This is a genomic window from Bowmanella sp. JS7-9 (genome assembly GCF_004329715.1).
Lineage (GTDB): Bacteria > Pseudomonadota > Gammaproteobacteria > Enterobacterales > Alteromonadaceae > Pseudobowmanella > Pseudobowmanella zhangzhouensis.
This window is the reverse complement of record NZ_JXSY01000018.1, coordinates 332279-358086: the sequence shown is the minus strand read 5'-3', so window position 1 is coordinate 358086 and position 25808 is coordinate 332279. Positions and strand designations below refer to the sequence as shown.

The following is a 25808-nucleotide window of genomic DNA, read 5'->3' as shown; positions in this document are numbered from 1 at the left end:
ATGCATATTGACGAACTATTGCACCAGGTTGCGCATAACCCGGCCGAGTTAATCTTACCCAAAGACTGGACCCAGGGACGCACCGCATTTGGCGGGATCAGTGCGGCCATGGTGTACCAGGCCATGCGCGAACAGGTTGAGCCGACACGTTTCCTGCGCTCACTGACCATCAATTTCGTCGGCCCACTAGAGCCCGAAGTGCCCTTTAGCATCGAGACAGAGTTACTGCGCGAAGGTAAAAATGCCATACAAATGACCGCGCGTGCGATGCAGAATGGCAAAGTCGCAGTGTTAGGTGTGGCGCTGTTCGCCGGTGAACGCCAGTCGAAAATCAGTGTGCCGGCCATTTACAGCCATAACATGGCCCTGCCGAAAAAAGCCAAGTTCATTCCGCAGATTCCCAAAGTCACGCCGAAGTTTTTGAAGCACATGGATTTGGCAGTAGAAGAAGGGCAAATGCCATTTACCGGTAGTAAGCACGCCCATTTGCATGGCTGGATGCGTTTTACTAAAGCGCCAGCACAAATTAGCGACGCGCACATTATCGCGCTGGCTGATGCCTGGCCACCTGCGCCGTTACAAATGTTGCGTTGGCCTGCGCCTGCGTCCAGCATGAGTTGGAATCTGGAATTTGTGCATCCGCACCGGCCCATTGCACCAGAAAGCTGGCTGGCTTATCAGGTGCAAACCGTACAAGCTGCGGATGGTTATGCGCATACCGAAGCACAGTTGTGGGATCCTGACGGCGAGCTGATTGCGCTGAGCCGTCAGGTGGCTGGTATTTTCGACTAGTCCAGCAGGTAACGGGCGGCCAGGCACAATACCGGTGCACCGGACGGTTTACCATGTTGCCAGTCCCCGCCCTGTACACCACTGCCCGCAATATCGATATGAGTATAAGCCAGCGGGTGCTGGCTGTTAATCCCATGCTTATCCAGCCCGGACGCAATGGTCAGAAACGCTTGCGGAAACTGGTGGCCGCGCGCGGTCACGGCTGACGCAGCGTTGTTACTGGACAGCACATCATCCGCCGCACTGCGTGGTGCCACAAACGCAAAGTCTTCCCTACGCGATCGGGAAATCTCGCACGGATCGCCAAAATTATCGCCAATAGCAGACAGGCGAGTCGCCTTACCCTGGGCGTGCGCAGGTCCGTTCGACACCAACGCGGTATAAGGCCCAACCGCACGGGCAGCATGGCCAGTCAGGGTCGCGATACTGAATAATTCCACATGTTCACGCTGCAACGCATCTTCGCGCAGATGCGACAGCAAGTCGGCCAACACCAGCCGCCCCTCCGCATCGGTATTGCCTATGCGCACATCCACGCCCGCGTGGCAGCGTATAATCTCATCGGCCACTAACGCGTCCGCGCCGATACTGTTACGTACCAGCCCCAATTCGGCAATCACTTCCAGTCCCTTGGGGGCCAGTCGCCCAACGGTTTTCACAAAACCGGCCACAGCGGCGGCACCGCCTTTGTCGCGGCTCATGCCAGCCATATGCCCGTCGGTTTTTAAATCCGCCCCACCGGTGTCATACACTACGCCCTTGCCGGCAAATAGCAGGGTTTGTTTCACCGTGCCTTCGGGTTTGTAGTGCAAACGTACAACACGCGGGTGATGTCTGGCCACATCCATTGAGGCGCGTGCCACAGAAAACAGCAGCGGATAGGTTTGCTGGATATTGTCCTCTGGCCCCAGCACTTCAACCTGTACCGGCACATCCTTAAACGCTTCCACACAGTATTCAGCGAAGCGAATGGCGCTCATACGCTCGGGATTGGTGCCACACAGATCCCGCGCCAAGCGCCGACCCTCTTCCACTGCATTGAGCCAATTGGCCTCGTCCTCAGTGACGCCTTGCATGCCAATGAATTCAACCGGTTCAATTTCCGCCTCGACCAAGCGTTCACGAGCTTCCAGCGGTTGCCATAGCGCCTGACACGCAGCCAGAAAGGCCACTTGGGCAGCATGCTGATACTGACTCAGGCTGTCCGGCTTCACCACGACCAACGCCGGACGACGACTGCCCGCGTCACAGGCAACACGAATTGCTTTTTCGGCGGCATCCGCATAGCGACGCACATCATCATAATCACGCTCAAGAGGCCCCGTGGGGGCGATCACCAGACGCTGCCCAGGTGCTGCCGCGGCATGCACCAGCACAACCTGCTTGCCAACGCGTTGATCGATCTGTGCCACAGTGGCGAAGGTTTCCGTCAGTTGCGGGTGTTGACTAAGCAGCCCTTCGGGCCCAAGGTAAATGACGGCATCATATTGTTCAATCAGCGTCGACCAATGAGCGTTCGAATCAAAGGCTTGCGCGCGGGGAAATGGCATAGGAATCTCCTGCAAGGATAAAAGCGGCATGTAGTGTACGCATAAAGTAGCAAAATCTGCTCCACTATGCGTTTAATTATCTGAATCCAAAGGTAAATCCAACTGCACACTGGCGTGCTGTGTCGGCAGCCCTACGGTGATACCGACCAATCGGATACGTCGCCCCTGTTGACGGGTCAGGGCTTCATGCAACAGCCCATCAAAAAAGCCCTGATTTAGCTGTGTCTGGCGATGCTCTACCGTGGTTTGCTGAAAATCAGAAAATTTTAATTTCAATCCCTGGGTGTGGATGGCAGCAGAGCCGGTGGCCTTTTGCAGACGTTGCTGTAACTTAGGAAACAAGCGCTCCACCACCTGCCAACACTCCTCAAAACTGGCAATATCCTCCGCCAGCGTGGTTTCAACGCCGACCGATTTGCGCTGGCGCTGATTATTGACGCTGCGCTGATCAATCCCATGGCTACGCTCCCACAGCACAGGTCCAAATTTCCCAAATCGTTGCAGGAGTTTTTCCAGTGGGTAATCACGGACATCCTGACACGTGTGCAAGCCCATGGATGCCAGCTTATCCGCCGTGACCTTTCCCACTCCGGGAATTTTTTTCAGTGGGAGCTGGCGCACAAACTGATCATGCATGGCCGGGGTGATGACACACAGGCCATTGGGTTTGTTTTCATCGCTGGCGATCTTGGCGACAAACTTACAGGAAGCGACCCCAGCCGAGGCAGTCAATTGGGTCTCATGAAAGATACGCTGGCGGATTTCCTCGGCAATGCGGGTGGCACTGCCCTGATGTCGCGTACAGTCTGTGACATCCAGATACGCTTCATCCAGGCTCAGGGGCTCGATTTTATCGGTATAGTCGGCGAAGATAGCGCGAATCTGGCGAGATACCTGCTGATACACGTCCATCCGGCCTTTCACCAGTACCAGCTGCGGACATAATTTGAGTGCTTGTCCGGTCGGCATCGCCGAGCGCACCCCAAAGGCTCTTGCCTGATAATTACAGGTACTGATCACGCCACGTTTTTCGCGCGAACCGCCCACCGCAATAGGCACATTACGCAACGAGGGATCGTCGCGCATTTCTACCGCGGCGTAGAAGCAATCCATATCGATGTGGATAATCTTGCGCATTGGACAAACACTGTTTTTACATACAGTTATTTTGCAGGGTGCTGAAAAATAATCAATAAAAAACCGCCTGATGGCGGCTTTTTAGTTAAATAATTTTATTGTCCTGCCACTCTTTGAGTTTGGCGGCACGAGCCTGCTCACGGGCGAGACGGGCTTTCTTGCGGTCACAAGGCTCAGGGCAATCACAGGCCTTTTCGATGCCCAGTGCGCCTAACCCACCACAACTTCCGGAGATAGATTTACGTTGAATCATATAGCCAACGGCCATAATCACAATCACAACGACAAAGGCAACAAAGGTCAGAACAAAAGTACTCACGGGTTAACTACCTGGCTTACGTAAATAGGGCTCAAATCGGGGGCTATTATACGCGTGAAATTCGCCATTTTCCCGCTTTATCAACAATACCGCGAGATCTTGTTGTGCGGCGAATTCCAGCGCCCGATCAAAGCCCATCACCATCAGAGCGGTTGCCAGACCATCTGCCGTCATACACGACGGGTGCACCACCGTGACGGAAACCAGATTGTGCTGAATTGGCTTGCCCGTAGTGGGGTCGATCAGGTGTGAATATCGCAGTCCGTCTTCTTCAAAGTAATTACGGTAATCCCCTGAGGTGGCAATGCCATTATCGCCCACACTGATAATTTCCTGTACCGCACGCTCTGCCGTAACCGGCTTTTCCACCGCTACGCGCCACTCACTGCCATCGGCTTTACGCCCTGCCAGACGCATTTCACCGCCTATCTCTACCAGATAATTGTGGATATTGTGGCTGGCAAGGATCTCCGCCACCACATCCACTCCCCAGCCTTTGGCGATGGTAGACAAGTCCACATACAAATCGTCATGCAGCTTAGTCAGCGTGTGATCGTCTAATTGCAGAAACTGCAGGCCAGTGCGCGCCTTGGTTTCTGCGATGAGTTCATCGCTGGGTACTTTCTCAGGCTTCGCGTTGGGGCCAAACCCCCACAGATTAACTAACGGGCCAACCGTCACATCCAATACCCCACCGGTTAACTCACCGAGACGAATCGCTTCGCGAATCACCGTGGCCGTCCCGTCAGACACCTGCATAGGTTCAAACGCAGGACGTTGATTGAATACCGACAGCTCGGAGGTCGGGTCGTAGGTGGACATTTCTTTGTTTACCTGCACCAGCGCCGCATCGATTTCTGCGTGTAATACGCTTTGTGCTGGTGAGTCAGGTTCTGCGACCCACTTAATATGGTAGGTCGTGCCCATTGTTCGCCCTTCAATACTGACCTGAGCCTGCTGGGCCGGTGTGCAGCCCGCAAAAAAAACAATGAATAAAACACTCAACAAGGTTTTCATTTTTTACTTCCATTAAAAAAGGGCAGTTAACTGCCCTTTTTCTAACACGACTGATTAGCCGCCAAAGTCGTCCAACAGGATGTTTTCGTCTTCAACACCCAGGTTTTTCAACATGTTAATAACCGCAGCGTTCATCATAGGAGGTCCACACATGTAGAACTCACAGTCTTCAGGTGCCGGGTGATCCTTCAGGTAGTTTTCAAACAACACATTGTGGATGAAACCTGTGTAACCTTCCCAGTTATCTTCTGGCTGAGGATCAGACAAGGCCACGTGCCACTCAAAGTTGTCATTTTCGGCCGCCAGCATATCGAAATCTTCTACATAGAACATTTCGCGCTTAGAACGGGCACCGTACCAGAAGCTCATCTTACGAGAGGACTTCAGACGACGCAGCTGGTCGAAAATGTGTGAACGCATTGGCGCCATACCCGCACCACCACCGACGAATACCATTTCTGCGTCAGTGTCTTTGGCAAAGAATTCACCGAATGGACCAGAAATTGTCACCTTGTCACCGGGCTTCAGGCTCCAGATATAAGACGACATCTTACCGGCTGGCAGGCTCAGATTATTAGGCGGCGGCGTAGCGATACGCACGTTCAGCATAATAATACCTTTCTCTTCCGGGTAGTTGGCCATGGAGTAAGCACGGATGGTTTCGTCATCAACTTTTGACTCAATGTTGAAGAAACCAAAACGTTCCCAGTCACCACGATATTCGGCAGGAATATCGAACTCTTTGTACTTAACATGGTGCGCTGGCGCTTCGATCTGAATGTAACCACCGGCACGGAAAGGTACGTCTTCGCCTTCCGGGATGCCTAATTTCAGCTCTTTAATGAAGGTGGCCTTGTTGTCGTTAGAGATAACGGTACATTCCCACTTCTTGATGCCGAAGATTTCTTCTTCTAGCTCAATCTTCATATCTTGCTTCACAGCGACCTGACAGCTTAAGCGACAGCCTTCACGGGCTTCACGCTTAGAGATGTGGTCCAGCTCGGTTGGCAGGATTTCACCGCCGCCCTCATGAATATGTACTCGACACTGACCACATGAACCACCGCCACCACAGGCAGAGGATACGAAGATGCCAGCATTGGCCAGTGCGCCCAGCAGCTTACTGCCAGGTTGCGCGGTAATGGCTTTATTTGGATCGTCGTTGATCAGGATAGTCACATCACCGGTAGGGACCAGTTTGGACTTGGCGAAAGCGATAATCATCACCAACACCACAACGATGGCGATGAACATGCCAACGCCCAGGTAAATCTCAGTTGGGTTATCAAACATATTAACTCGCCTCGCTTACAGAGAAATGCCAGAGAATGACTGGAAGCCCAGTGCCATCAGGCCAGCAGTAATAAATACTGAGCCCAGGCCGCGAATGCCATCCGGCATGTCGGCATATTTGAGTTTTTCACGCACTGCAGCAAGCAAAACAATAGCAATTGCCCAGCCCATACCGCTGCCGAAACCATAGAAAATACTTTCAGTAAAATCGTAATTACGCTGAATCGCGAACGCAACACCACCGAAGATGGCACAGTTTACCGTGATCAGTGGCAAGAAGATCCCTAACGCGTTGTACAAAGCAGGGAAATACTTATCCAGTGCCATTTCCAGAATCTGTACCAATGCAGCAATAACGCCGATAAAGGTCAGGAAGTTCAGGAAGCTCAGATCAGTATCAGGAAAGCCAGCCCATTCCAGTGCACCCGGCGCCAGGAACGTAGAGTAGATAACCTGGTTTGCCGGTACAGAGATGGTCAATACCACCACAACCGCGATACCCAGACCCATGGCAGTTTTTACTTTCTTGGACACGGCTAGGAAAGTACACATACCCAGAAAGAAGGTCAGTGCCATGTTTTCGACGAAAACGGCACGTACCAGCAGATTAATATAATGTTCCATTGATTACTCCTTCGCCTCAACCTGCTCTTTCTTGAAGGTACGGATAACCCAAATCAGGCCTCCGATCAGGAAGAAAGAACTGAATGGCAGAATCAACAAACCGTTAGCCTGATACCAGCCGCCGTTTTGTACCAAAGGCAGAATTTCAAAGCCCAGCAAAGTACCGAAACCGAACAGTTCTTTGACGATACCTACGATCACCAGCACGAATGAATAACCTAAACCGTTACCGATACCATCCAGGAAGCTCATCATAGGTGGCGACTTCATTGCAAAGGCTTCCGCACGACCCATTACGATACAGTTAGTGATGATCAGGCCAACAAACACCGATAATTGCTTAGAGATTTCATAGCTGTAGGCTTTGAGGATTTGGTCAACAACGATTACCAGCGACGCGATAATGGTCATCTGCACGATGATTCGTACGCTTGATGGAATGATGTTGCGAATCAATGAAATAAACAGGTTAGAAAACGCCGTCACTGAAGTCAGTGCCAGCGACATAACCAACGCTGTTTCCAGCTTTGTGGTTACTGCCAAGGCAGAACACACACCCAAAATTTGCAGGGCAATCGGGTTATTGTCCAGGATCGGCCCGAACAATACCTTTTTCATTTCTTTAGTATCAGCCATCACTTAGCCTCGCTTCATCTTTTTCAGGTATGGACCAAAGCCATTTTCGCCCAGCCAATATTGCAACTGGTTATCCACTCCATTGCTGGTCAATGTAGCGCCTGAGAGTCCATCTACTGCATAAGGATTATTCTCACCGGCATTCTTCTTGACGGTAATAGCAACCTCGTCACCGTTAAAAATTTGCTTACCGTCCCATTTCGCTTTCCAGCTAGGGTTAAGCACTTCGCCCCCCAGTCCAGGGGTTTCCTTTTGCTGATAATAGACCAGCTCGCGAATGGTTTGTGCATCGGCATCTAATGATAAAAATGCATACATTAGATCCCACAGGCCACTACCATAAACAGGCAATACTATGCGTTGCAGTTCACCCTGATCGGATTTAACCAAATACACACTGGCCACATTAGGGCGTCGGTTGATTCCAGCAGTGTCAGGCAATGGCTTAATACTGTTTTCCTGCTTACGCGCCTTTGGACCAAACATGTCGTAATCCGGGTATGGCGCATCAACATATTCACCAGTTTCCAGATCAACAAACTTCTCTTCTACATACTTGTTATACGTAGCAGCGATGTCGCCCTTGGCTTGTGCCAGTAAACCTGCGGCTTCAAGTATATTGGTCTGCTTATCCAGCTGAGCATTTTTTTCCTGCACAGAGCGCAGTCCAACAGCCGAACCAGCAACGACTACCGAACAGACCAGACACACCCCCAGCACCACACCAAGGGTTTTTGCGAACGTTTCTTTCTTAGCTGACACGAGCGATCCTCCGCTTGATATTGCTCTGCGCGACGAAGTAGTCGAATAACGGGGCCCACAGGTTAGCAAACAGAATGGCTAACATAATGCCCTCAGGGAATGCCGGGTTCAGTACGCGAATCATCACGGTCATGAAACCAATCAGCAGCCCGTATGCCCATTTACCTGAATTGGTAAATGATGCAGATACCGGGTCAGTCGCCATAAAGAACATACCAAAGGCAAAGCCACCTACGACTAAGTGCCAGTACCAAGGCATTGCCAGCATCGGGTTACCTGTCTCAGACGCAAACATATTCAGCAATGAAGCAAACAGCACCATACCGAAGAAGGTACCCAGCACGATACGCCATGAAGCAATGCGCTGATAAATGATGAACAAGCCACCGATTGCCAGCATCAGGGTAGAGACTTCACCCACTGAACCCTGGATGTTACCCATAAAGGCGTTCCACCACAGATCCATGTTCGCATAGTCCATCGTGCCAGCGGCCGCCTGACCCAGCATAGTGGCGCCAGAGAAACCATCTGCGGCAACCCAGATAGCGTCACCAGAGATTTGTGCAGGGTAAGCAAAGTACAGGAATGCACGACCTGCCAGTGCAGGGTTTAAGAAGTTACGTCCGGTACCACCGAATACTTCTTTGGCAATCACCACACCGAAAGTAATACCCAGCGCAACCTGCCACAGCGGAATGGTAGCCGGTAATGTCAGGGCAAACAGCACTGAGGTCACGAAGAAACCTTCGTTAACTTCGTGCTTGCGCACAGACGCAAACAACACTTCCCAGAAACCACCGACGATAAAGGTTACGGCATAGATCGGCAGGAAGAAACACGCACCATACAGGAACATGCTGGCCCAGCCTGCCTCTGCTCCCAGGCTACCGCCCAGCGCAGTAAACAAACCAGCCTGCCACATATCTGGCAGACCAAAGCCTTGCAATACCGCCAGATTTGCCTGTTGACCCACGTTGAACATGCCATAGAACATGGCCGGGAACGTCGCCAACCACACCATAATCATGATGCGTTTCAGATCGATACTGTCTTTTACATGGGTAGTGGATTTATTCACTTTACCCGGGGTGTAGAAAATGGTCGCTGCCGCTTCATACAGGGCATACCACTTTTCGTATTTTCCACCTGGCTCAAAGTTCGGCTCAATACGCTCTAAGTAATCTTTTAAACTCATGGATTACCCCTCTTTCTCGATGGTGGTCAGCACGCTACGCAGAATTGGGCCGTAGTTATATTTGCCCGGGCAAACGTAGGTACACAGTGCTAAATCTTCTTCATCCAGCTCTAAACACCCCATGGCTTGCGCGCTGTCGGTATCACCGGCAATCAGGTCACGCAACAACAGAGTCGGCAGGATGTCCAACGGCATAACACGCTCATAGTTACCGATTGGTACCATTGAACGATCAGAACCATTAGTGCTGGTAGTCATATTAAACAAACGTTTAGGGCTCAGGTGGCCTAAGTAAGCACGTGTTACCGAGTGCATATCTGAACCAGGCGCTAACCAACCAAACAGCTTTTTCTCATAACCTTCGGCAAGTGCAGCAACCGCAGTGTGATAACGACCCAGATAGGCGTGCACACCTGCAGATTTTTGACCGTGCAGTACAGAACCAGAGATAACGCGCACGTCACCGTCCTGTAGTTCACCCGCCGTCAGTTGCTCCAATGAGGCACCCAGCAAGGTTTTCACTAAACGTGGGTTTTTCGCCATTGGGCCAGCCAGCGCAACAACGCGGCTTGAGTCAATCTTACCGGTCGCAACGAATGCACCGAATGCAATCACATCCTGATAACCGATATGCCAAACAACTTTCTTCGCACCAACCGGGTCGAGGAAATGGATATGTGTGCCAACCAATCCGGCCGGGTGTGGGCCCGCGAATTCGTTTACATCAACCTTCGCCTGACCGACTGACACAGACGCGCCCGGGGCTTTGCTGACGAACACTTTTCCGCTGGTCAGTTTGTTCAGTACCTGCAAACCACGCTCAAAGTCGTCTTTGCGCGCTGCGATAATGACCGCAGGATCCGCCGCCAGAGGATTAGTATCCATGGCGTTCACAAAGATTGAGTGAGGGTTGCCATCAACCGCAGCTACTTTTGAGAACGGGCGGGTACGCAGTGCGGTCCAAAGACCACTGTTTACCAGCGCAGTACGCAGTTCTTGAGCATCAGCATTGGCTACATCGGCGAACGCAGGAAATACTTCCTGTTCATCACCGCTGATTTCAATGACCACTGATTGCAGAACGCGTTTCTCACCGCGATTGACTTCAGTTACGGTACCGGCTGCTGGTGCAGTGAATTTCACGCCAGGGTTCTTTTTGTCTTCAAAAAGAACCTGACCCTTTTTCACTACATCACCCACCTGCACGTGCATGGTGGGGCGCATACCAACATATTCTTCACCCAACACTGCAACACGGGTGACCGCGTTACCGTCCTGGATGGCCTGTTGAGGCGCTCCCTGAATTGGGAGGTCTAAGCCATGTTTGATTTTTATCATATGCAATTGCACTACTCTGAAAATAAAAAAGAACCGAATTCTGTTCAGGCCTGCTTTATTCCGGCGCTACCGGAATACGTCTACAGGTTCTCCGCATTTCAGCGTCTCCCGCGCCGTCCGGCCATTCAGTGCGATGCACGTCTGGCGGTGCGTCGGGGGATACTCAATCCTTACCCACCACTCACAACAACATCAGGTCGGGTCATGTGACACGCCTTGTGTTATTCGTAATTCCTTGGTGCTGATGTTTTTAATCGGCGACACCGTGCGCATAAAATCGCTCAGCATTCCATCGCCCGATAGTTTTATAAGGATTGACTTAAGCACGGAATTTTAGCATCAATGCTCGCCTGTTCGCTACGCAAATTGTTGTTTAAACGCTTTTTTATGTAAAAAGCTGGTAAATAAATGAAAAGCAGACCTAAGCCTGCTTTTCGTAAAGAAGTAATAGATGACTTCTGAGTTTTTACCAATCGGCCAACGGTGATACATCGGCTTCGTAGTCAACACCTGCCACATCAAAACCGAACAAACGCAGAAATTCATGGTGATACCCTGCGTAATCGCTTAACTCGTGGAAATTGTCCTGCGTGACCTGATCCCACAGTGCTTTGATTTTTGCCTGAGTCGCATCGTTGGTCTCCTTACCATCCATCCGCAAGCGCTTGGCTTCATCAGTTTCTGGCGCATCGGCAAGCAACTTGTCGTTAAACAATCCATAAATCTGCTCTATACAGCCTTCATGGGTACCTTCCTGCTTCATCACCTTATAAATCAGCGAGATATACAGCGGCATCACCGGAATTGCGGAACTGGCCTGAGTAACCAGTGCCTTCAGCGACGACACATAAGCCTGCACCTTTTTATCCGCATAACGCTGATTAATTTGTGCCGCAGCACGGTCCAGATCTTCTTTCGCTTTACCGATCGTAGCGTGACCATAGATTGGCCAGGTCAATTCTTTACCTATATAGGTATAAGCTGTGGTTTTACAGCCTTCGGCCAGGACACCGGCGTCATTCAGAGCCTGTAACCACAACTCCCAATCTTCCCCGCCCATGACTTTAACGGTATTGAAGATTTCCTCTTCGTTCGCAGGCTCAAGAGAAATCTCATGCACCAGATCTTTGTCTGTGTCATAGGTCTTGGTGGTGTAAGCCTTACCCACAGGTTTCAGGGTAGATTTATACACTTCGCCGCTCACCGGGTCGGTACGGCGCGGGGCTGCCAGGCTGTAAATCACCAGATCTACCTGCCCCATATCCTGTTTGATCGCCTCAATGACGTCGGCTTTCATTTCATTAGAGAAGGCATCGCCATTAAGAGTGCGTGCATACAAGCCTGCTGCTTTTGCTTCCTGGTGAAACGCAGCCACATTGTACCAACCGGCCGTGGCGGTTTTGCGCTCGGACGGCTCTTTTTCAAAGCACACCCCGAGGGTATCAGCACCACAACCAAATGCAGACACAATGCGGGAAGCCAGACCATAACCGGTCGAGCAGCCCAGAATCAGCACACGCTTAGGGCCTGCCACTTCGCCCTGTTGCTTAACATAGGCAATTTGTTCGGCCACATTGGCGGCACAACCCACCGGATGCGCGTTGGTACAAATAAAACCTCGGATCTTCGGTTGGATAATCATTTAGTTCTTCCTGAAAAAAAAGTGCGCCCATTCTATCGGCGCACTAGCTGATAACAACTCGGACGAGCAGAATTACTCGCGATTTTTGTAATATTCAAGCTCTGAAATCTTGTGATAAGCCGACGCTGAACGCTGAAATGCCTGATAAGACGCCAACACTTTGGCAAATTGCGCATCAGCTGCGGCCTGTTCCAGCAACACCTCATCGCTGGCAGCTTTCAATTGCGCCATGACTTCTGCAGGTAAAGGACGCATATCTACATTGTGTTCAGTTTGCAGGCTGTGCATCGCTTCACTGTTGCGTGCGGTGTATTCATCCAGCATATCCTGATTGACGGCTTTGGTGGCGACTTCTACGATGGCTTTCAGATCATCCGGCAGGCTGTTGTAGGCTTTTTCGTTGACGATAAATTCCAGCGCCGTGCCCGGCTCATGCCAACCGGAGTAATAGTAATAATTGGCTGCTTTATACAGGCCAAAGGCGCGGTCATTATATGGACCTACCCACTCCGTTGCATCTAGGGCACCGGTTTGCAGCGCGGTAAACAGTTCCCCGCCCGACATGGCGACCGGCACCCCACCGAGCTTTTTCAGTACTTCACCACCGAGACCGGGAATACGCATTTTCAGACCCTGTAAATCCTCAATACTGTTAATTTCTTTTTTAAACCAGCCCGCCATCTGCACGCCGGTATTGCCACCTGCGAATGGGATTACGCCAAATGGTTTATAGGTTTCCCGCCACAGTTCGATCCCGCCACCATAATGAAACCAGCCATTCATTTCCTGCACATTCATGCCAAACGGAATCGCCGCGAAAAGTTGCGCGGCCGGCGCTTTACCCTTCCAGTAGTAACCGGCAGAGTGCCCCATTTCCACGGTACCGGCGGATACCGCATCGAATACCTGATCCCAGGGCACTACCTCACCTGCGCCATACACTTTTACTTTAAGGCGACCACCTGACATTTTGTCTACATATTCAGCGAACGTTTCCGGCCCACGTCCGAGACCGGGAAAGTTTTTTGGCCAGGTCGTGACCATTTTCCATTCATAGGTTTGCTGCGGCGTTGCTTGTGCCGCTTTTTCCGTTGCTTGCGGCCCACAAGCAACCAATCCTAGCAGGGAGGTGACTGCGGTAAGTTTTACAATCCAGGATTTCATATTGATATCTCCATCTAGCCTTGCTGCAGATAGTCCGGCAGCCAGGTGGCAAGTTCGGGCCAAACCGCTAGGCCCACCAGTAACAGCAATTGAATAACAACAAAGGGTACAACACCGCGATAGATATCCGCGGTCTTAACGTCCGGCGGCGCTACGCCGCGCAGATAAAACAGGGCAAAACCAAATGGCGGGGTCAGGAATGAGGTTTGCAGGTTAAGTGCAATCATGATCCCCAACCAGATAGGATCGACCCCCATCATCAGTAAAACCGGGCCCACCAGCGGTACTACGATAAAGGTGATTTCAATAAAATCCAGAATAAAGCCGAGCAGAAAAATCACCAGCATGACCACAAACATGGCGGTCAACACGCCACCTGGCAAATTATCAAACAGATGATGAATCAGTGATTCACCGCCAAACCCACGAAACACCAACGAAAACAACGCCGCGCCAATCAGGATCAGGAAGACCATACTGGTCACAGTCAGCGTGTTGAGCAAAATCTCCTGTAAGCGAGCCAGAGTAAGCTGACGTTTCAACAGCGCAATGAGCAATGCACCGCTCGCCCCAACCCCCGCCGCCTCTGTCGGCGTGGCATAGCCGAGTAAAATAGAGCCCAGTACGGCAAAAATAAGTAACAGCGGCGGCAACAGGGACTGCGCAACATCGGCCAGTTTTATGGACTGCTGCTGCTTGGCAGGTGCCGGCAACCAATCCGGTTTGAATATCGCCACCAGCACGGTGTAAAGCATATACAGCAACACCAGCATTAAGCCCGGCAACAATGCGCCAATAAACAGATCACCAACCGACACTGATTCAGGTGAGAAAATACCCTGTTTTAATTGCGCCTGCTGATAGGAACTGGACAACACATCCCCCAGTAATACCAGCGCAATGGATGGCGGAATAATCTGCCCCAGTGTGCCGGTCGCGCAAATACTGCCTGTGGCGAACGCAGGGTGATAGCCCTGTTTGAGCATGCTGGGCAATGACAACAGCCCCATCGTGACCACGGTCGCGCCGACGATACCGGTACTGGCTGCGAGCAACATTCCCACCAAAATCACGGATATCGCCAAGCCACCGCGCAGACGTCCGAATACTCCTGACATAGTCAGGAGTAATTGTTCGGCGATTTTGGCTTTTTCCAATACCACGCCCATAAACACGAACAGAGGCACCGCCAGCAGTGTTTGGTTGGTCATAATCCCATACAAACGATTGGGCATGGCCTGTAAAAACGCGCCATCAAACGTACCGGTCAGATAACCCAGGCCCGCAAATAACAACGCGGTACCGGCCAGCGAGAATGCCACCGGGTAACCAAATAACAGCACCACACAAACCAGCGCGAACATCACTAGTGATAACCATTCCATCAGCGAGCCTCCCGCTGACCAATGGCGATGGCATGTCGAAGCACATCAGCCAGCCCCTGCAATAACATCAGGCCGGAGAAGAGTAATATCAGGGTTTTAAGTGCGTAAACCAGCGGTAAACCACCGGCTTCGTTAGAACGTTCCATGGTCTGCCAGGCGGCGATGACATACTCCCAGCTGGCAATGAAGATAAACAGGCAGACAGGTATTAACAAAAAGATCCCACCGCACAGATTGACCCAATGCTGCCTGTTAGCGGACATTTTGCTGTAAAACACGTCAACCCGAACATGTTTATCCACGCTAAAGGTATAGGATGCGCCGAGCATGAATACACAGGCATGCAGATACATCACGGTTTCCTGCATGGCAACCCAGCCAAGATCAAATCCGTATCGCAATACAACCACAGCGAGGGTCAACAGCACCATTACCAGTCCAAACCAGCTCACAATCTGGCTCAGCCGCAAACTCAACCTGTCAATCAGGGCAACCCAACTCTTCACAACCACTTATGTCTCTTTACCAACAAGTAGAGACATGATTACTAAAAAGCACAGTGATGAAAAGCAGGAAATTACATTTTAATTACAAATGCTTAACGTATTTTTCGCAGAAACAAAAAGCCCGGTCAGATAACCGGGCCTGGAATTTAACTCACGCGGCGCTTCATGCCGCCCAAACAAGCCGGCGAATCCGGCGCACCACCGTACAACCCCTGCCATTCAGAGTCGGTATAGGTGTGTAATGCCAGCGCGTGGATTTTGTTGGCCAATTCTTCTTTCAACACCGCATTGACCGCACGGTGACGGTTAATCAGACGCTCTCCGCTGAATTTTGGTGTGACAAGTACCACTTTAAAGTGCGTTTCGGAGCCAGGTGCCACGTTATGCTGGTGACTTTCGTTAATCACTTCCAGATGTGCTGGTTGGAAATGCTCTGTGAGTTTTTTTTCAATTTCTATTTGAATATTCATCCAAATTCCCTCGCTTAATGGCTGGACCCGGGCTGGTCAGCCGCCAAACTTCAACGCCCATTCGCTAAATCTAGTCCTTTAGAACGGCTTTTAAAACGCGCATTTTTGTCGGTTTGCCCTAAGCCTTTGTACGGAAAAGTTATATTTTTTTGCTATCCAATTCTGCGCTTCTATAACGTCAGAACACCCTGCGAAAGGTCAAATTGATACGCACGCCACAGGGCTTACGGGATTTAGCAATACTGTGCTGCCAGCAATGTTGGGTCGCCCCGGCCATAATCAACAGGCTTCCGGAACTCAATGCAATTTTTACCTGATCTTTGCTGGTTTTGTGACGCAATTTAAAGTCTCTGGTCTCGCCCAGCGTCAATGACACTATGACCGGATTGTCTCCCAGTTCTGGCTCGTCATCGGCATGCCAACCCATGCTGTCATTGCCATCCCGATACAAATTGGCCAGCACAGAATTAAACCTGTGACCGGTGGCTTGTTCTATTCTGTCGCGCAAACTTTCTAATGCAGGTGTCCAGTGGCTCGCCGTCAGGCGGGTACCAGAATAGCTGTACGCCACCCCCTGATCGCCATACCAGGCTTGCAGGCGCGGAATTTTGCGAAATTCGCCAAACAGTCTGATAGAATCCTGCTGCCAGGCCAGGCTGCTTTGCAGAGTATGCAGATAAAAATCGGCTTCCTGGGCACTGAGAAATCCCGGCCAATAACTCAAATCAGCATCCGGTAAACACCAGGTTTGAGGTTGTGCAAACAGTGAGTGAGTCATTAGTCCTACCATGAATCAAGCGAACACCAGTTTAACCCTGAATAACCAGACAATGGAACTGTTGCGCTATCCGGCGCGATTGCAGCATAAATCCTTGCAAGCCTGGGACGCGGCAGATCAATACTTGATCAACCACTTACATGAAAGCGGCTTAATCGCTGTAAACCAACCGCTGATTTTCAATGACGAGTTTGGTGCGTTAGGCTGTTTTTTGGCGACGCAGCAACCGGTTTGGGTCACCGATTCAAAAGTTGCGCAACTGGCTCTGGAACAGAATCTGGCGCGCAACGGTCTGCCATTGGAGGGCATAACGCAGGTGAACAGTCTGTCACCCTTGCCCTATGCGCCGCTGGTGCTGCTGAAGTTACCCAAAAGCGTCGCCATGCTGGAATATCAGTTGCAGCAAATCCGCCAGCTTGCCAGCCCGGATACGCAAATTATTGCCGCAGGTAAGGTCAATCAGGTGACCTCATCGATCCTGGCTTTGTTTGAAAAATATATTGGTGAAACGAAAACTTCACTGGCGGTGAAAAAGTCCCGTTTAATTTTCAGTCGTGCGACGGCGCCTTGTATAGAAGCGCGGGCAGATTTACTCAGTTGGCCGCTTGAAAATACCCCATTTACCTTACGCCATCATGCTAACGTATTCGCCCGTAATCAGTTGGATATTGGTGCGCGCTTCTTTCTGGAACATCTGCCCGAAGTAAGCGGCAAGCAGGTTATCGACCTGGGGTGTGGTAATGGCGTACTGGGCCTGTCGTTGTTGCATAACAGTCAGCCAGGCTCGCTGACATTGGTAGACGAGTCCTACATGGCAGTTGAATCTGCGCGCCTGAATATCGAAACGAACCTACCTGATCAGGCCTCAGTATGTCAGTTCATCTGGAGTAACTGTTTGGAGCAAGTGCAACAGCGTGCCGACACCGTAGTGTGTAACCCCCCCTTTCATCAGCAAAATACCATTACCGATCACATTGCCTGGCAAATGTTTACCGACAGTTTTGACCGTCTGAGCAAAGGCGGTGAACTGCGTATTGTCGGGAACCGCCATCTGGACTATCCACAAAAATTGAAACGCCTGTTCGGTGGTTATCAGGTCGTTGCGGCCAACAATAAATTCAGTATTTTGTCGGCCGTTAAAAAATAAAAAGGAGAGACGCCATGAAAAAACTACTCGTACTTGTTTCACTATTGTTTAGTAGTCTGGTTGGTGCCGTCGAAGTTAAAGACGGCGCACGGGTTGATGCGGACAACCTGTACCCGAAGGTACGGTTGGAGACCAGCATGGGCGTCATCGTTGTCGAGTTGAATCGCTACAAGGCTCCGATCACCACCAACAACTTTTTGCGTTATGTGGCCAACAGCGCCTATGACAACACGGTGTTTCACCGCATCATTCCCGACTTTGTGGTGCAAGGTGGCGGCTATGATGCCGAGATGAAAGAACTACCTGTGTATGAAAGTATTTTTAACGAGTCTGGCAACGGCGAAAAAAACACGCTTTATACCATTGCCATGGCACGCCAGAATCAACCTCATTCGGCGGGCCGACAGTTTTTTATCAATGTGGCGGATAACGACAGCCTTGATCCGGGCCGCACATGGGGTTACGCGGTATTCGGTAGTGTTGTCGAAGGCATGGATGTAGTCGACAAAATGGCCCAGGTGGAAACCCGTTTTGATGACACACTGGGCTGGAACGATGTGCCGGTGCAACCCGTCATGCTGATAAAAGCGCGGGTGGTAAAAAGTAACTAACGTCAATTGCGGGTTTGTCTGACCCGCTCATAGGCAGCCTGAATGTCCTGGGTTTTGATTTTAGCCATTTCCAGGGCTTCAGGTGGCAGACCTTTCGACGCCAGTTTGTCCGGATGGTGCTGCGCCATGAGCTTCCGATAAGCTTTTTTGATCTCCGCGTCACTGCTATTACTTTGACAGCCTAATATTTTGTACGCATCGCTCAGTTGTTGTTGCGCACTGTACGCCTGTGTACGCTGGCGTTGCTGACCCTGATGCTGGCGAAAACGCAGTTCCGCTTCATACATATTCAGCAAGTGGCGCAGTTGGGTTACCGAAAACCCAAGTTCGCCTGCGGCCGTTTCTAATACCTGCACTTCTTTTGGGTGTAATTCACCATCCGCAAACGCAGCCTGGATCAAAATCTCCAGAAAGATCTGCATCACATCATGACGACCAAAACAGGATGTACGAAACTCCCGTAATATTTGCTTAAGTGGAAAGTCGCTGCCCTTACCTTCTTTGAAGGCCTGCTGCGCTTCACGGCGTTTTTCACCAAACAACTGCATTTGGTCCATCAGACTAGTGGCCATGCGAATTTCCTGTTCGGTTACCCGTCCACTGGCCTTGGCCACATGCCCCATCACAGCAAACAATGCGTGGAAAAAAATCGCCTGGGATTTCAATTCATCCTGCTCACCAAATAATCGGCCAAATCCACCCGCACGATTAAAGTCCGCCGCATAGCCGCGGTCGAACATGTGCCCAACGATGACCCCCAGGATCAATCCGGGAATTTTGGCGAACATAAAACCAAACATCGCCCCGAATAGCTTTCCCCACATAATTAACGTCCCATAGCCTGTAATGCGACATCATTATGCCGTGATGGGAATAACCGGGTAAACCACCAAAGCACAAGGCCGGATAAGTGTTGGTAATTCACGGCGTAACCCTTACAATCTGCCACCAGTTAATTTCATCAGATATTGGTTAGGAATCACTTTGCAAAAACCGTTTTACACACTGGCAATCTTGTCCCTGTTCAGCACGCAGGTTGCGGCGCAGGCGCAGTGTGAAGCCCCGCCCCCTGAAGCAGTTGAATTCAGGGCGAAAAACAGCGGTATCGAAGTGAAAGCCAATCAAACCGAGGTGATCCGTGATCAGCTCGCCTCATTCAGTGGCAATGTCGAAATTCTGACTGACTCCAGCCTGATCAAAGCAGAGGCTGCCAGTCTGGATAAAGAGCAACAAAGCCTGCAAGCCAATGGCAATATCACGTTCGAAGACAACAAGATTCTGGTCAGCAGTGATGGCGTTGTAGTGAATCTGCAATCAGGTGAATTACAGCTGGATGACACCCAGTATCAGATGCTGAGTTTCACCGGGCGAGGCGAAGCCGGCCAAATCGCCCTTAACAAGCAACAAGGAATTGAGCTTAGTGATGTGAGCTTTACCACCTGCCCGGCCGGCGGTGAAGATTGGCGCATGGTTGCCAGTGAAATCAGTTTACGCCCCGGCAAGATCTGGGGTGAGGCGTGGCACACCCGCTTTTATCTGTTTGATGTACCTGTGCTGTATTTGCCTTACTTCACCTTTCCCGTTACAGACCGTCGCCAATCGGGCTTGCTGACACCTCGCTTTAAAAGCAATGACAGTATCGGCTTCAGCTATTTGCAGCCATTTTACTGGAATCTTGCAGATAACTACGACATGACCCTCACACCTCGTATGATGAGTAAACGGGGTACCCAATTACAAACAGAATTCCGCTATCTGACCCGTCAGCATGCAGGACAAATGGACCTTGAATATCTGCCCAGCGACACGACCTACGACTCCGATGAAGTCCGCTATTTTTATCGTTGGCAGCAATTTAGCAAATTAAATGACAACTGGCGGGCATCACTGGATCTGAATGGTTTGAGTGATGATAACTATATTGTCGATCTGGGCAGCGATTTCTATAACCGTGCAGATACCCATTTAGACCGAAGCCTGACCGTACGTTATCTGGATGATAATTTTACCTTTAGTGCGGCTCTGCGGGATTTTGCGATTATTGGTGCCCACCCTGATAGCTATCGCGCCATGCCGGAACTGCGTTTGGGTTACAATTACCCATTAAGCGCAGGGTTTGAACTGGACTGGCAGACTGAACTGGCCCGCTTTGATAGTCGCAATGAATTAAGCCCTGCAGCCACGCGTTTACACGTTGTTCCGGCATTGCTGTGGAATTACTGGGCCCCTTGGGGGGAGTTTTCTGCCAAGGCCAGCGTGCTGCAAACCAATTACTGGCAGGAACAGACGGATATCAGCGGGTTAGACGATAAAGTCAGCCGCACCTTAGGCCGGTTGCGCTTATACGGCGCGTTAAATTTCGAACGCGACTCAAACCTGTTCGGCGCCAACGGCAAACAAACCCTCGAGCCTCGGCTGCAGTATTTGTACACCAGTTATGATGATCAGTCCGGCATAGGCTTTTATGATACCGCGCGATTATTGACTGACTATCAGGGTCTGTTCCGCGGGCACGAGTTTACCGGACCGGATCGATTTTCCGACTCCAATCAGCTCACAATGGGGATTACCAGCCGCTGGCTGGATGAAAATAACGCTGAATTTCTGCGCGTGAGCCTCGCACAAATCTTTTACCTGTCGGAGAATCAGGTCACTGACTTAGAAACACAGGGTGACCGTTCCGAACTGGCTGCTGAGCTTGATTGGCGCGCTTCACGCCGCTGGTTTTTTACTTCTGGATTGCAACTTAACAGTGATAACAATCAGGTCAGCAAAAGTCATATCACGCTGGAATATCGGAAAAACGAAGAGCAATTGATTCAGGTTTCCCATCGCTATGTGCGGGAACTATCAGAAGAAAAAATTGACCAATGGGGAGTAACTGCCTCGTGGCCGATACAGGGAAGCTGGTATGCTGTCGGTCGGTGGTTTAAAGATGCACGCAGACATCGTACTATTGAATCCTACGCTGGGATACAATACGAATCCTGCTGCTGGGCACTGCAATTTGTGGTTGAGCGTTACTTAAACAACCGCTTCGATGCCCTCGGCCAGCAAAGTACCAATGAGTTTGAATCGGGTATTTCCCTGAAGTTTGTGTTTAAAGGTATGGGGCAAAGTAAGAGCCGCCGCGACCTGTTAAACGATGGTTTATTTGGCTATCGCCAACCCTATTTCCTGAATAAATAATCGAATTATGAAAACAAAAATATTACTTACACTTGCCATGGCGGCGACAACTTTCCTCTCACTGGCCAAACCGGTGGAACTGGACAAAATCGCCGTTATCGTTAATCAGGGTGTTGTACTGGAAAGCCAGATTCAGGCTTTGGTCGACGATGTTAAACGCAACGCTGAGCAACAGAATCAGCAACTGCCATCTGACACCGTGCTGCGCACCCAGGCCATCGAACGCCTGATTCTGAATAGTCTGCAAATGCAAATGGCTGAGCGCATGGGCATTCAGGTCAGCGATCCACAGTTAGATCAAACCATAAGCGGACTGGCGCAAGAACAAGGTATTTCTCTGGAACAGTTAGTTGAGGCACTGGCGAGTCAGGGCATTAGCTATGATGAGTATCGCGAAGAAATTCGCACCCAGATGATCACCGGTGAAGTACGACGGGCGAACGTGCGTCGACGGATATACATCACGCCACAAGAAGTCGAAGGGCTGGTAAAACTTATCAGTGAACAGGGTGATAGTCAGGTTGAGTATCATTTAGGTCACATTCTGATTGGGTTGCCGTCACAGCCAAGTACTGAGGAAATTGAAGCAGAACGTGAACGTGCAGGTAAAGTTATTGAATTACTGAACAACGGTTCCGATTTTGCAAAAATTGCCGTTGCTTCCTCTGCGGGCTCTAAAGCGCTGGATGGCGGTGACATGGGCTGGATGAATATCAATGAAATGCCGACTCTGTTTGCCGAAGCTGTGCAGGGCAAGAAAGCCGGTGATTTGATTGGTCCTATTCGCAGCGGTGCAGGTTTCCACATTCTGAAAATTCTCGACCTGCGTGGGCAACAAACCGTTGACGTCGAGCAGGTAAATGCGCGCCATATTCTGATTAAACCGTCTGTAATCTTAAGCGACAAAAAAGCCCAGGATATGCTGCTGGACTTCCGCGCCAAACTCATTGCCGGTGAAGCAGACTTTGCCACGCTGGCCAAAGAACATTCCGAAGATACCGGCTCAGCATTAAAAGGTGGCGATCTGGGTTGGACCGAACCGAAAGTCTTTGTACCTGAGTTCTCCAAAGCTTTAGCCACGTTGGACAAAGGCGAATACTCTCAACCGGTTCGCAGTCAATTTGGCTGGCACTTGATCCAACTGCTTGACCGCCGCATGCAGGATGGCAGTGAAAAACTGAAACAGGATCAGGCTTACGAGATGTTATTCAAGCGTAAATTTGCTGAAGAAAGCGATGCCTGGTTGCGTGAAATGCGTGACGAAGCCTATGTCGAAATCGTTAGCGAGTAATCTGTGATAAGAATCGCGGTAACCCCGGGCGAGCCAGCTGGCATCGGCCCGGACCTTTGCTTGCAGCTGGCCGGGCAAACCTGGCCGGTGCAGCTTGTGATGTTTGCAGACCGTAACATGCTCGCCGAACGTGCTCAGGTGCTCGGCCTTAATGTTAGCCTGACCGATATAGAGCAGGTCGGCAACCGTTTAGCCAAGCAAGGGGAGCTATTTGTTCAGCATATTCCGGCTGCCGCCAGCGTCACCGCTGGCCAGTTAGACGCGGCAAACGGTACTTATGTGGTGGAAACACTCCGCCAGGCCTGCAACGCTAATATGCGAGATGAATATCAGGCTGTTGTTACCGGGCCTGTGCACAAAGGCATCATTAACAAAGGCGGCATTTCCTTTAGTGGGCACACTGAATTTTTTGCCACTGAGTCCAATACCGCTCAGGTGGTAATGATGCTGGCCACAGAGGGTCTGCGGGTTACCCTTGCCACTACCCATATACCCCTTGCCTACGTTTCCAGAGCCATTACACCGGAGCGGTTAACCAGTATTCTGCGCATTGTACATCAGGATATGCGCAGTAAATTTGGTATCGAACAGCCTCATATTCTGGTGTGTGGGCTTAACCCTCATGCCGGAGAGGACGGCCATCTGGGGCGTGAAGAACTGGATGTCATTATTCCTACTCTGGAACAACTGCGCTCCGAAGGCTTACTTTTAACTGGTCCATTGCCAGCAGACAGCCTGTTTCAGCCTAAATATCTGCAAAATGCGGATGTTGTACTGGCGATGTATCATGATCAGGGCTTACCTGTATTAAAATACAAAGGTTTTGGTCGTTCAGTGAATATAACGCTGGGGCTACCATTTATCCGTACGTCAGTCGACCACGGCACCGCGCTGGATATTGCCGGCAGTGGTACTGCTGATCCCGGCAGCCTGCTTTGTGCGATTGAACAAGCAATTGAATTAGTGAAAAAACGTCAATGAGTAAAACCCATCTAGGTCACACGGCGCGAAAGCGCTTTGGTCAGAACTTTTTACACGATCCCTATGTTATCGATCAGATCGTTTCGGCGATTAATCCGAAAAATGGTGAAAATCTGATTGAAATCGGTCCGGGCTTGGGCGCACTGACTGAGCCTGTGTGTGAGCAAGTTGATCAGTTAACTGTGGTCGAATTAGACCGGGATCTGGCTGAACGCCTGCGCAGCCATCCATTCTTGCAAAATAAACTGACTGTCATCGAAACCGATGCGATGAAGTTTGACTTCGCCTCTTTGCAGGAAAAAGGGACATTGCGTATATTCGGTAACCTGCCGTACAACATCTCCACACCACTGATGTTTCACTTGTTCTCGTTCCACGATACGGTCAGCGATATGCATTTCATGTTGCAAAAAGAAGTCGTGGATCGTCTGGCCGCGGGTCCTGGCAGTAAAGCCTATGGACGCTTATCTGTGATGGCTCAATATTTTTGTAAAGTGATGCCGGTATTGCAGGTCCCGCCCGGTGCGTTTAAACCGGCCCCCAAGGTTGACTCTGCGGTAGTCAGACTCATCCCGAAGCCTGCGGACCAATTGTTAGCGAAAGACGTATCCCTGTTAAACGCCGTGTGCAGCGCAGCATTCGGTCAGCGTCGTAAAACCTTACGTAACAGTTTGGCCAATTATATTGATGAAGCTGGATTGCAAAAGCTGGAGATAAACCCAACCGAGCGGGCAGAAAATCTGAGCCTGACACAATTTATTTCGATTGCGAATTATGTTGCTGAACATGGGCCGATAGGTGAACAAGCATGATTGATGTGGCGGTGGTATCAAAACATCTGCCGGAGCACCCGGTGGCTGGCGAAGGTAAGTTTGCCTTTGTATATTTTGTAACTATCACCAATCATTTTGATCAGCCTATGCAATTATTGAATCGCTATTGGCTAATCACTGATGGAAACGGCAAACAAACAGAAGTGCGCGGCCCGGGTGTCGTCGGCAACCAACCACTGATTCAGCCAGGCGAAAGCTACGAATACAACAGTGGCGCAATTTTAGATACTCCGGTCGGCAGTATGCAGGGCTTTTATGAAATGCAGGACCCACAGGGTAAGGCTTTCGAAGCGCCGATTAATGTGTTTAGCCTGCGCGCGGAGAAGTTTCTGAATTAATGGCTGTATACGTCGTCGGTGATATTCAGGGATGCTACAAGCCACTACGACGATTGTTGGCAAAGGCTGATTTCAACCCGAAAAAAGACCAGCTCTGGGCGTGTGGTGATCTGATTGGTCGAGGTACCCAGCCACTAAAAACCTTGGATTATCTGATCTCACTGGGCCATAGCTTTCAGACCGTACTGGGTAATCACGACTTACACTTTCTCGCCGTTACTGCTGGCGTGCGTCCCGCTAAAAAAAGTGATCACTTTGACCAGCTTCTGGATAGCCCCTATCTCAGCGAATATGTGCAGTGGTTGCGACAGCAGCCTTTGGCGCTCAAACCGGTTAAAAGCACTTTATTGACGCACGCAGGCCTGTATCCCGGCTGGTCGATTAAACAGGCACTTGCGCTTGGTGAGGAAGTGTCTGACTGGCTACAAAGCGATAACTACCATTCCCTTTTATCTGGCATGTATGACCCGGGGCCAGCTTCCTGGCACGAGGACCTCAGCGGCATAGAGCGCGCTCGCTTTATTATCAACGCTATGACCCGTATGCGCTTCGTTTACCCAAACGGTGAACTGGACTTTAAATGGACGTCACAAGCGGAAAAGGCTCCAGCCCCGTTGGTACCCTGGTTTCGTCACCCTGGCCAGCAGCTAAAAAAACACCAAACCGTTTTATTCGGACATTGGGCAGCGCTGCAGACCCAAACCCATCACAGACAATATGTGGGATTAGATACAGGCTGTGTATGGGGCGGCAAACTGACTATGATAAAATTAGGCAGAATGAAATACATGAGCGTGAAAGCCTGATTTC

26 protein-coding genes are annotated in these 25808 nt (G+C 50.6%); 9 read left to right on the top strand and 17 right to left on the bottom strand.

Annotated features, from left to right (window positions below):
- The gene (locus tag TK45_RS11110) at positions 1 to 792 is read left to right on the top strand and encodes an acyl-CoA thioesterase II (protein WP_131258733.1); all 792 of its coding nucleotides are present in this window, start codon (positions 1 to 3) and stop codon (positions 790 to 792) included.
- Here TK45_RS11110 and TK45_RS11105 read toward each other — a convergent pair.
- The 16 genes from TK45_RS11105 to TK45_RS11030 all read right to left on the bottom strand — a co-directional run bounded on the left by TK45_RS11105 (position 789) and on the right by TK45_RS11030 (position 16608).
- Entirely contained in the window at positions 789 to 2342 is a 1554-nt protein-coding gene (locus TK45_RS11105) for a leucyl aminopeptidase family protein (protein WP_131258732.1), read from the bottom strand. The two genes, TK45_RS11110 and TK45_RS11105, sit on opposite strands and share 4 nt — an antisense overlap.
- A 72-nt stretch (positions 2343 to 2414) precedes the next feature.
- The gene (dinB, locus tag TK45_RS11100; RefSeq protein ID WP_131258731.1) at positions 2415 to 3479 is read right to left on the bottom strand and encodes a DNA polymerase IV; all 1065 of its coding nucleotides are present in this window, start codon (positions 3477 to 3479) and stop codon (positions 2415 to 2417) included.
- An 85-nt stretch (positions 3480 to 3564) separates the two neighbouring features.
- Entirely contained in the window at positions 3565 to 3798 is a 234-nt protein-coding gene (gene nqrM, locus TK45_RS11095) for a (Na+)-NQR maturation NqrM (protein WP_131258729.1), read from the bottom strand.
- A 3-nt stretch (positions 3799 to 3801) separates the two neighbouring features.
- Positions 3802 to 4815, bottom strand: a complete 1014-nt coding sequence (locus TK45_RS11090; protein ID WP_131258727.1) for an FAD:protein FMN transferase — start codon at positions 4813 to 4815, stop codon at positions 3802 to 3804.
- Positions 4816 to 4869: 54 nt separating this feature from the next.
- The gene (gene nqrF, locus TK45_RS11085) at positions 4870 to 6108 is read right to left on the bottom strand and encodes an NADH:ubiquinone reductase (Na(+)-transporting) subunit F (protein WP_131258726.1); all 1239 of its coding nucleotides are present in this window, start codon (positions 6106 to 6108) and stop codon (positions 4870 to 4872) included.
- Positions 6109 to 6123: 15 nt separating this feature from the next.
- Positions 6124 to 6732 (bottom strand): NADH:ubiquinone reductase (Na(+)-transporting) subunit E, encoded by a 609-nt coding sequence (gene nqrE / locus TK45_RS11080; protein ID WP_131258724.1) that lies wholly within the window; start codon positions 6730 to 6732, stop codon positions 6124 to 6126.
- A 3-nt stretch (positions 6733 to 6735) separates the two neighbouring features.
- On the bottom strand, positions 6736 to 7368 hold the full coding sequence (locus TK45_RS11075) for an NADH:ubiquinone reductase (Na(+)-transporting) subunit D (RefSeq protein WP_131258722.1): 633 nt from the start codon (positions 7366 to 7368) through the stop codon (positions 6736 to 6738).
- Positions 7369 to 7371: 3 nt separating this feature from the next.
- On the bottom strand, positions 7372 to 8130 hold the full coding sequence (locus TK45_RS11070) for a Na(+)-translocating NADH-quinone reductase subunit C (protein WP_131258720.1): 759 nt from the start codon (positions 8128 to 8130) through the stop codon (positions 7372 to 7374).
- Positions 8120 to 9325, bottom strand: coding sequence for an NADH:ubiquinone reductase (Na(+)-transporting) subunit B (locus TK45_RS11065; protein WP_131258718.1), 1206 nt, complete (start codon positions 9323 to 9325; stop codon positions 8120 to 8122). The genes TK45_RS11070 and TK45_RS11065 overlap by 11 nt, the downstream gene beginning before the upstream one ends.
- A gap of 3 nt (positions 9326 to 9328) precedes the next feature.
- On the bottom strand, positions 9329 to 10663 hold the full coding sequence (locus tag TK45_RS11060) for a Na(+)-translocating NADH-quinone reductase subunit A (RefSeq protein WP_131258717.1): 1335 nt from the start codon (positions 10661 to 10663) through the stop codon (positions 9329 to 9331).
- A 466-nt stretch (positions 10664 to 11129) separates the two neighbouring features.
- Positions 11130 to 12305 (bottom strand): enoyl-ACP reductase FabV, encoded by a 1176-nt coding sequence (gene fabV, locus TK45_RS11055; RefSeq protein ID WP_131258716.1) that lies wholly within the window; start codon positions 12303 to 12305, stop codon positions 11130 to 11132.
- A 72-nt stretch (positions 12306 to 12377) separates the two neighbouring features.
- Positions 12378 to 13469, bottom strand: coding sequence for a TRAP transporter substrate-binding protein (locus TK45_RS11050; protein ID WP_131258715.1), 1092 nt, complete (start codon positions 13467 to 13469; stop codon positions 12378 to 12380).
- 14 nt (positions 13470 to 13483) lie between these two features.
- Complete coding sequence (locus TK45_RS11045; RefSeq protein WP_131258714.1) at positions 13484 to 14854, bottom strand: TRAP transporter large permease subunit; 1371 nt, start codon at positions 14852 to 14854, stop codon at positions 13484 to 13486.
- On the bottom strand, positions 14854 to 15306 hold the full coding sequence (locus TK45_RS11040; RefSeq protein ID WP_254426593.1) for a TRAP transporter small permease subunit: 453 nt from the start codon (positions 15304 to 15306) through the stop codon (positions 14854 to 14856). Before TK45_RS11040 ends, TK45_RS11045 begins: the two co-directional genes overlap by 1 nt.
- A 200-nt stretch (positions 15307 to 15506) precedes the next feature.
- Positions 15507 to 15830: a BolA/IbaG family iron-sulfur metabolism protein gene (locus TK45_RS11035; protein WP_131258713.1), complete on the bottom strand. Its 324-nt coding sequence runs from the start codon at positions 15828 to 15830 to the stop codon at positions 15507 to 15509.
- A 178-nt stretch (positions 15831 to 16008) separates the two neighbouring features.
- Positions 16009 to 16608: an alpha-ketoglutarate-dependent dioxygenase AlkB gene (locus tag TK45_RS11030; protein ID WP_131258712.1), complete on the bottom strand. Its 600-nt coding sequence runs from the start codon at positions 16606 to 16608 to the stop codon at positions 16009 to 16011.
- 10 nt (positions 16609 to 16618) lie between these two features.
- On the opposite strand from TK45_RS11030, the gene TK45_RS11025 reads away from it, so the two are divergent.
- Together TK45_RS11025 and TK45_RS11020 are read left to right on the top strand one after the other, a co-directional pair.
- Positions 16619 to 17755: a methyltransferase gene (locus tag TK45_RS11025; protein ID WP_131258711.1), complete on the top strand. Its 1137-nt coding sequence runs from the start codon at positions 16619 to 16621 to the stop codon at positions 17753 to 17755.
- A gap of 14 nt (positions 17756 to 17769) precedes the next feature.
- Positions 17770 to 18366 (top strand): peptidylprolyl isomerase, encoded by a 597-nt coding sequence (locus tag TK45_RS11020; RefSeq protein WP_131258710.1) that lies wholly within the window; start codon positions 17770 to 17772, stop codon positions 18364 to 18366.
- A 2-nt stretch (positions 18367 to 18368) separates the two neighbouring features.
- On the opposite strand, the gene djlA is transcribed toward TK45_RS11020, so the two are convergent.
- The gene (gene djlA, locus TK45_RS11015; protein ID WP_131258709.1) at positions 18369 to 19190 is read right to left on the bottom strand and encodes a co-chaperone DjlA; all 822 of its coding nucleotides are present in this window, start codon (positions 19188 to 19190) and stop codon (positions 18369 to 18371) included.
- Between the two features lie 160 nt (positions 19191 to 19350).
- Here djlA and TK45_RS11010 point away from each other — a divergent pair, with 160 nt between their 5' ends.
- Genes TK45_RS11010 through TK45_RS10985 form a run of 6 tightly spaced genes read left to right on the top strand, consistent with a single transcriptional unit; the run spans position 19351 to position 25804 of the window.
- A complete protein-coding gene (locus tag TK45_RS11010; protein WP_254426592.1) occupies positions 19351 to 21555 on the top strand; it encodes an LPS-assembly protein LptD in 2205 nt (734 codons plus the stop codon).
- 7 nt (positions 21556 to 21562) lie between these two features.
- Positions 21563 to 22846 carry a peptidylprolyl isomerase SurA gene (surA, locus tag TK45_RS11005; protein ID WP_131258708.1) on the top strand — a complete coding sequence of 428 codons (1284 nt, stop codon included), beginning with the start codon at positions 21563 to 21565 and terminating at the stop codon, positions 22844 to 22846.
- Between the two features lie 3 nt (positions 22847 to 22849).
- Positions 22850 to 23827 carry a 4-hydroxythreonine-4-phosphate dehydrogenase PdxA gene (pdxA, locus tag TK45_RS11000; protein ID WP_131258707.1) on the top strand — a complete coding sequence of 326 codons (978 nt, stop codon included), beginning with the start codon at positions 22850 to 22852 and terminating at the stop codon, positions 23825 to 23827.
- Positions 23824 to 24639 carry a 16S rRNA (adenine(1518)-N(6)/adenine(1519)-N(6))-dimethyltransferase RsmA gene (gene rsmA, locus TK45_RS10995; RefSeq protein ID WP_131258706.1) on the top strand — a complete coding sequence of 272 codons (816 nt, stop codon included), beginning with the start codon at positions 23824 to 23826 and terminating at the stop codon, positions 24637 to 24639. Before pdxA ends, rsmA begins: the two co-directional genes overlap by 4 nt.
- Entirely contained in the window at positions 24636 to 24998 is a 363-nt protein-coding gene (gene apaG, locus TK45_RS10990; protein ID WP_131258705.1) for a Co2+/Mg2+ efflux protein ApaG, read from the top strand. The genes rsmA and apaG overlap by 4 nt, the downstream gene beginning before the upstream one ends.
- A complete protein-coding gene (locus tag TK45_RS10985) occupies positions 24998 to 25804 on the top strand; it encodes a symmetrical bis(5'-nucleosyl)-tetraphosphatase (protein WP_131258704.1) in 807 nt (268 codons plus the stop codon). The genes apaG and TK45_RS10985 overlap by 1 nt, the downstream gene beginning before the upstream one ends.
- Positions 25805 to 25808: the final 4 nt, after the last annotated feature.

What these genes read in the sequence shown, in the direction of transcription:
- TK45_RS11110 (WP_131258733.1), top strand. Translation starts at nt 1, where the DNA reads ATGCATATTGACGAACTATTGCACCAGGTTGCGCATAACCCGGCCGAG.
- TK45_RS11105 (WP_131258732.1), bottom strand. Translation starts at nt 2,342, where the DNA reads ATGCCATTTCCCCGCGCGCAAGCCTTTGATTCGAACGCTCATTGGTCG.
- dinB (WP_131258731.1), bottom strand. Translation starts at nt 3,479, where the DNA reads ATGCGCAAGATTATCCACATCGATATGGATTGCTTCTACGCCGCGGTA.
- TK45_RS11090 (WP_131258727.1), bottom strand. Translation starts at nt 4,815, where the DNA reads ATGAAAACCTTGTTGAGTGTTTTATTCATTGTTTTTTTTGCGGGCTGC.
- nqrF (WP_131258726.1), bottom strand. Translation starts at nt 6,108, where the DNA reads ATGTTTGATAACCCAACTGAGATTTACCTGGGCGTTGGCATGTTCATC.
- nqrE (WP_131258724.1), bottom strand. Translation starts at nt 6,732, where the DNA reads ATGGAACATTATATTAATCTGCTGGTACGTGCCGTTTTCGTCGAAAAC.
- TK45_RS11075 (WP_131258722.1), bottom strand. Translation starts at nt 7,368, where the DNA reads ATGGCTGATACTAAAGAAATGAAAAAGGTATTGTTCGGGCCGATCCTG.
- TK45_RS11065 (WP_131258718.1), bottom strand. Translation starts at nt 9,325, where the DNA reads ATGAGTTTAAAAGATTACTTAGAGCGTATTGAGCCGAACTTTGAGCCA.
- TK45_RS11060 (WP_131258717.1), bottom strand. Translation starts at nt 10,663, where the DNA reads ATGATAAAAATCAAACATGGCTTAGACCTCCCAATTCAGGGAGCGCCT.
- fabV (WP_131258716.1), bottom strand. Translation starts at nt 12,305, where the DNA reads ATGATTATCCAACCGAAGATCCGAGGTTTTATTTGTACCAACGCGCAT.
- TK45_RS11050 (WP_131258715.1), bottom strand. Translation starts at nt 13,469, where the DNA reads ATGAAATCCTGGATTGTAAAACTTACCGCAGTCACCTCCCTGCTAGGA.
- TK45_RS11045 (WP_131258714.1), bottom strand. Translation starts at nt 14,854, where the DNA reads ATGGAATGGTTATCACTAGTGATGTTCGCGCTGGTTTGTGTGGTGCTG.
- TK45_RS11035 (WP_131258713.1), bottom strand. Translation starts at nt 15,830, where the DNA reads ATGAATATTCAAATAGAAATTGAAAAAAAACTCACAGAGCATTTCCAA.
- TK45_RS11030 (WP_131258712.1), bottom strand. Translation starts at nt 16,608, where the DNA reads ATGACTCACTCACTGTTTGCACAACCTCAAACCTGGTGTTTACCGGAT.
- TK45_RS11025 (WP_131258711.1), top strand. Translation starts at nt 16,619, where the DNA reads ATGAATCAAGCGAACACCAGTTTAACCCTGAATAACCAGACAATGGAA.
- TK45_RS11020 (WP_131258710.1), top strand. Translation starts at nt 17,770, where the DNA reads ATGAAAAAACTACTCGTACTTGTTTCACTATTGTTTAGTAGTCTGGTT.
- djlA (WP_131258709.1), bottom strand. Translation starts at nt 19,190, where the DNA reads ATGTGGGGAAAGCTATTCGGGGCGATGTTTGGTTTTATGTTCGCCAAA.
- surA (WP_131258708.1), top strand. Translation starts at nt 21,563, where the DNA reads ATGAAAACAAAAATATTACTTACACTTGCCATGGCGGCGACAACTTTC.
- rsmA (WP_131258706.1), top strand. Translation starts at nt 23,824, where the DNA reads ATGAGTAAAACCCATCTAGGTCACACGGCGCGAAAGCGCTTTGGTCAG.
- apaG (WP_131258705.1), top strand. Translation starts at nt 24,636, where the DNA reads ATGATTGATGTGGCGGTGGTATCAAAACATCTGCCGGAGCACCCGGTG.
- TK45_RS10985 (WP_131258704.1), top strand. Translation starts at nt 24,998, where the DNA reads ATGGCTGTATACGTCGTCGGTGATATTCAGGGATGCTACAAGCCACTA.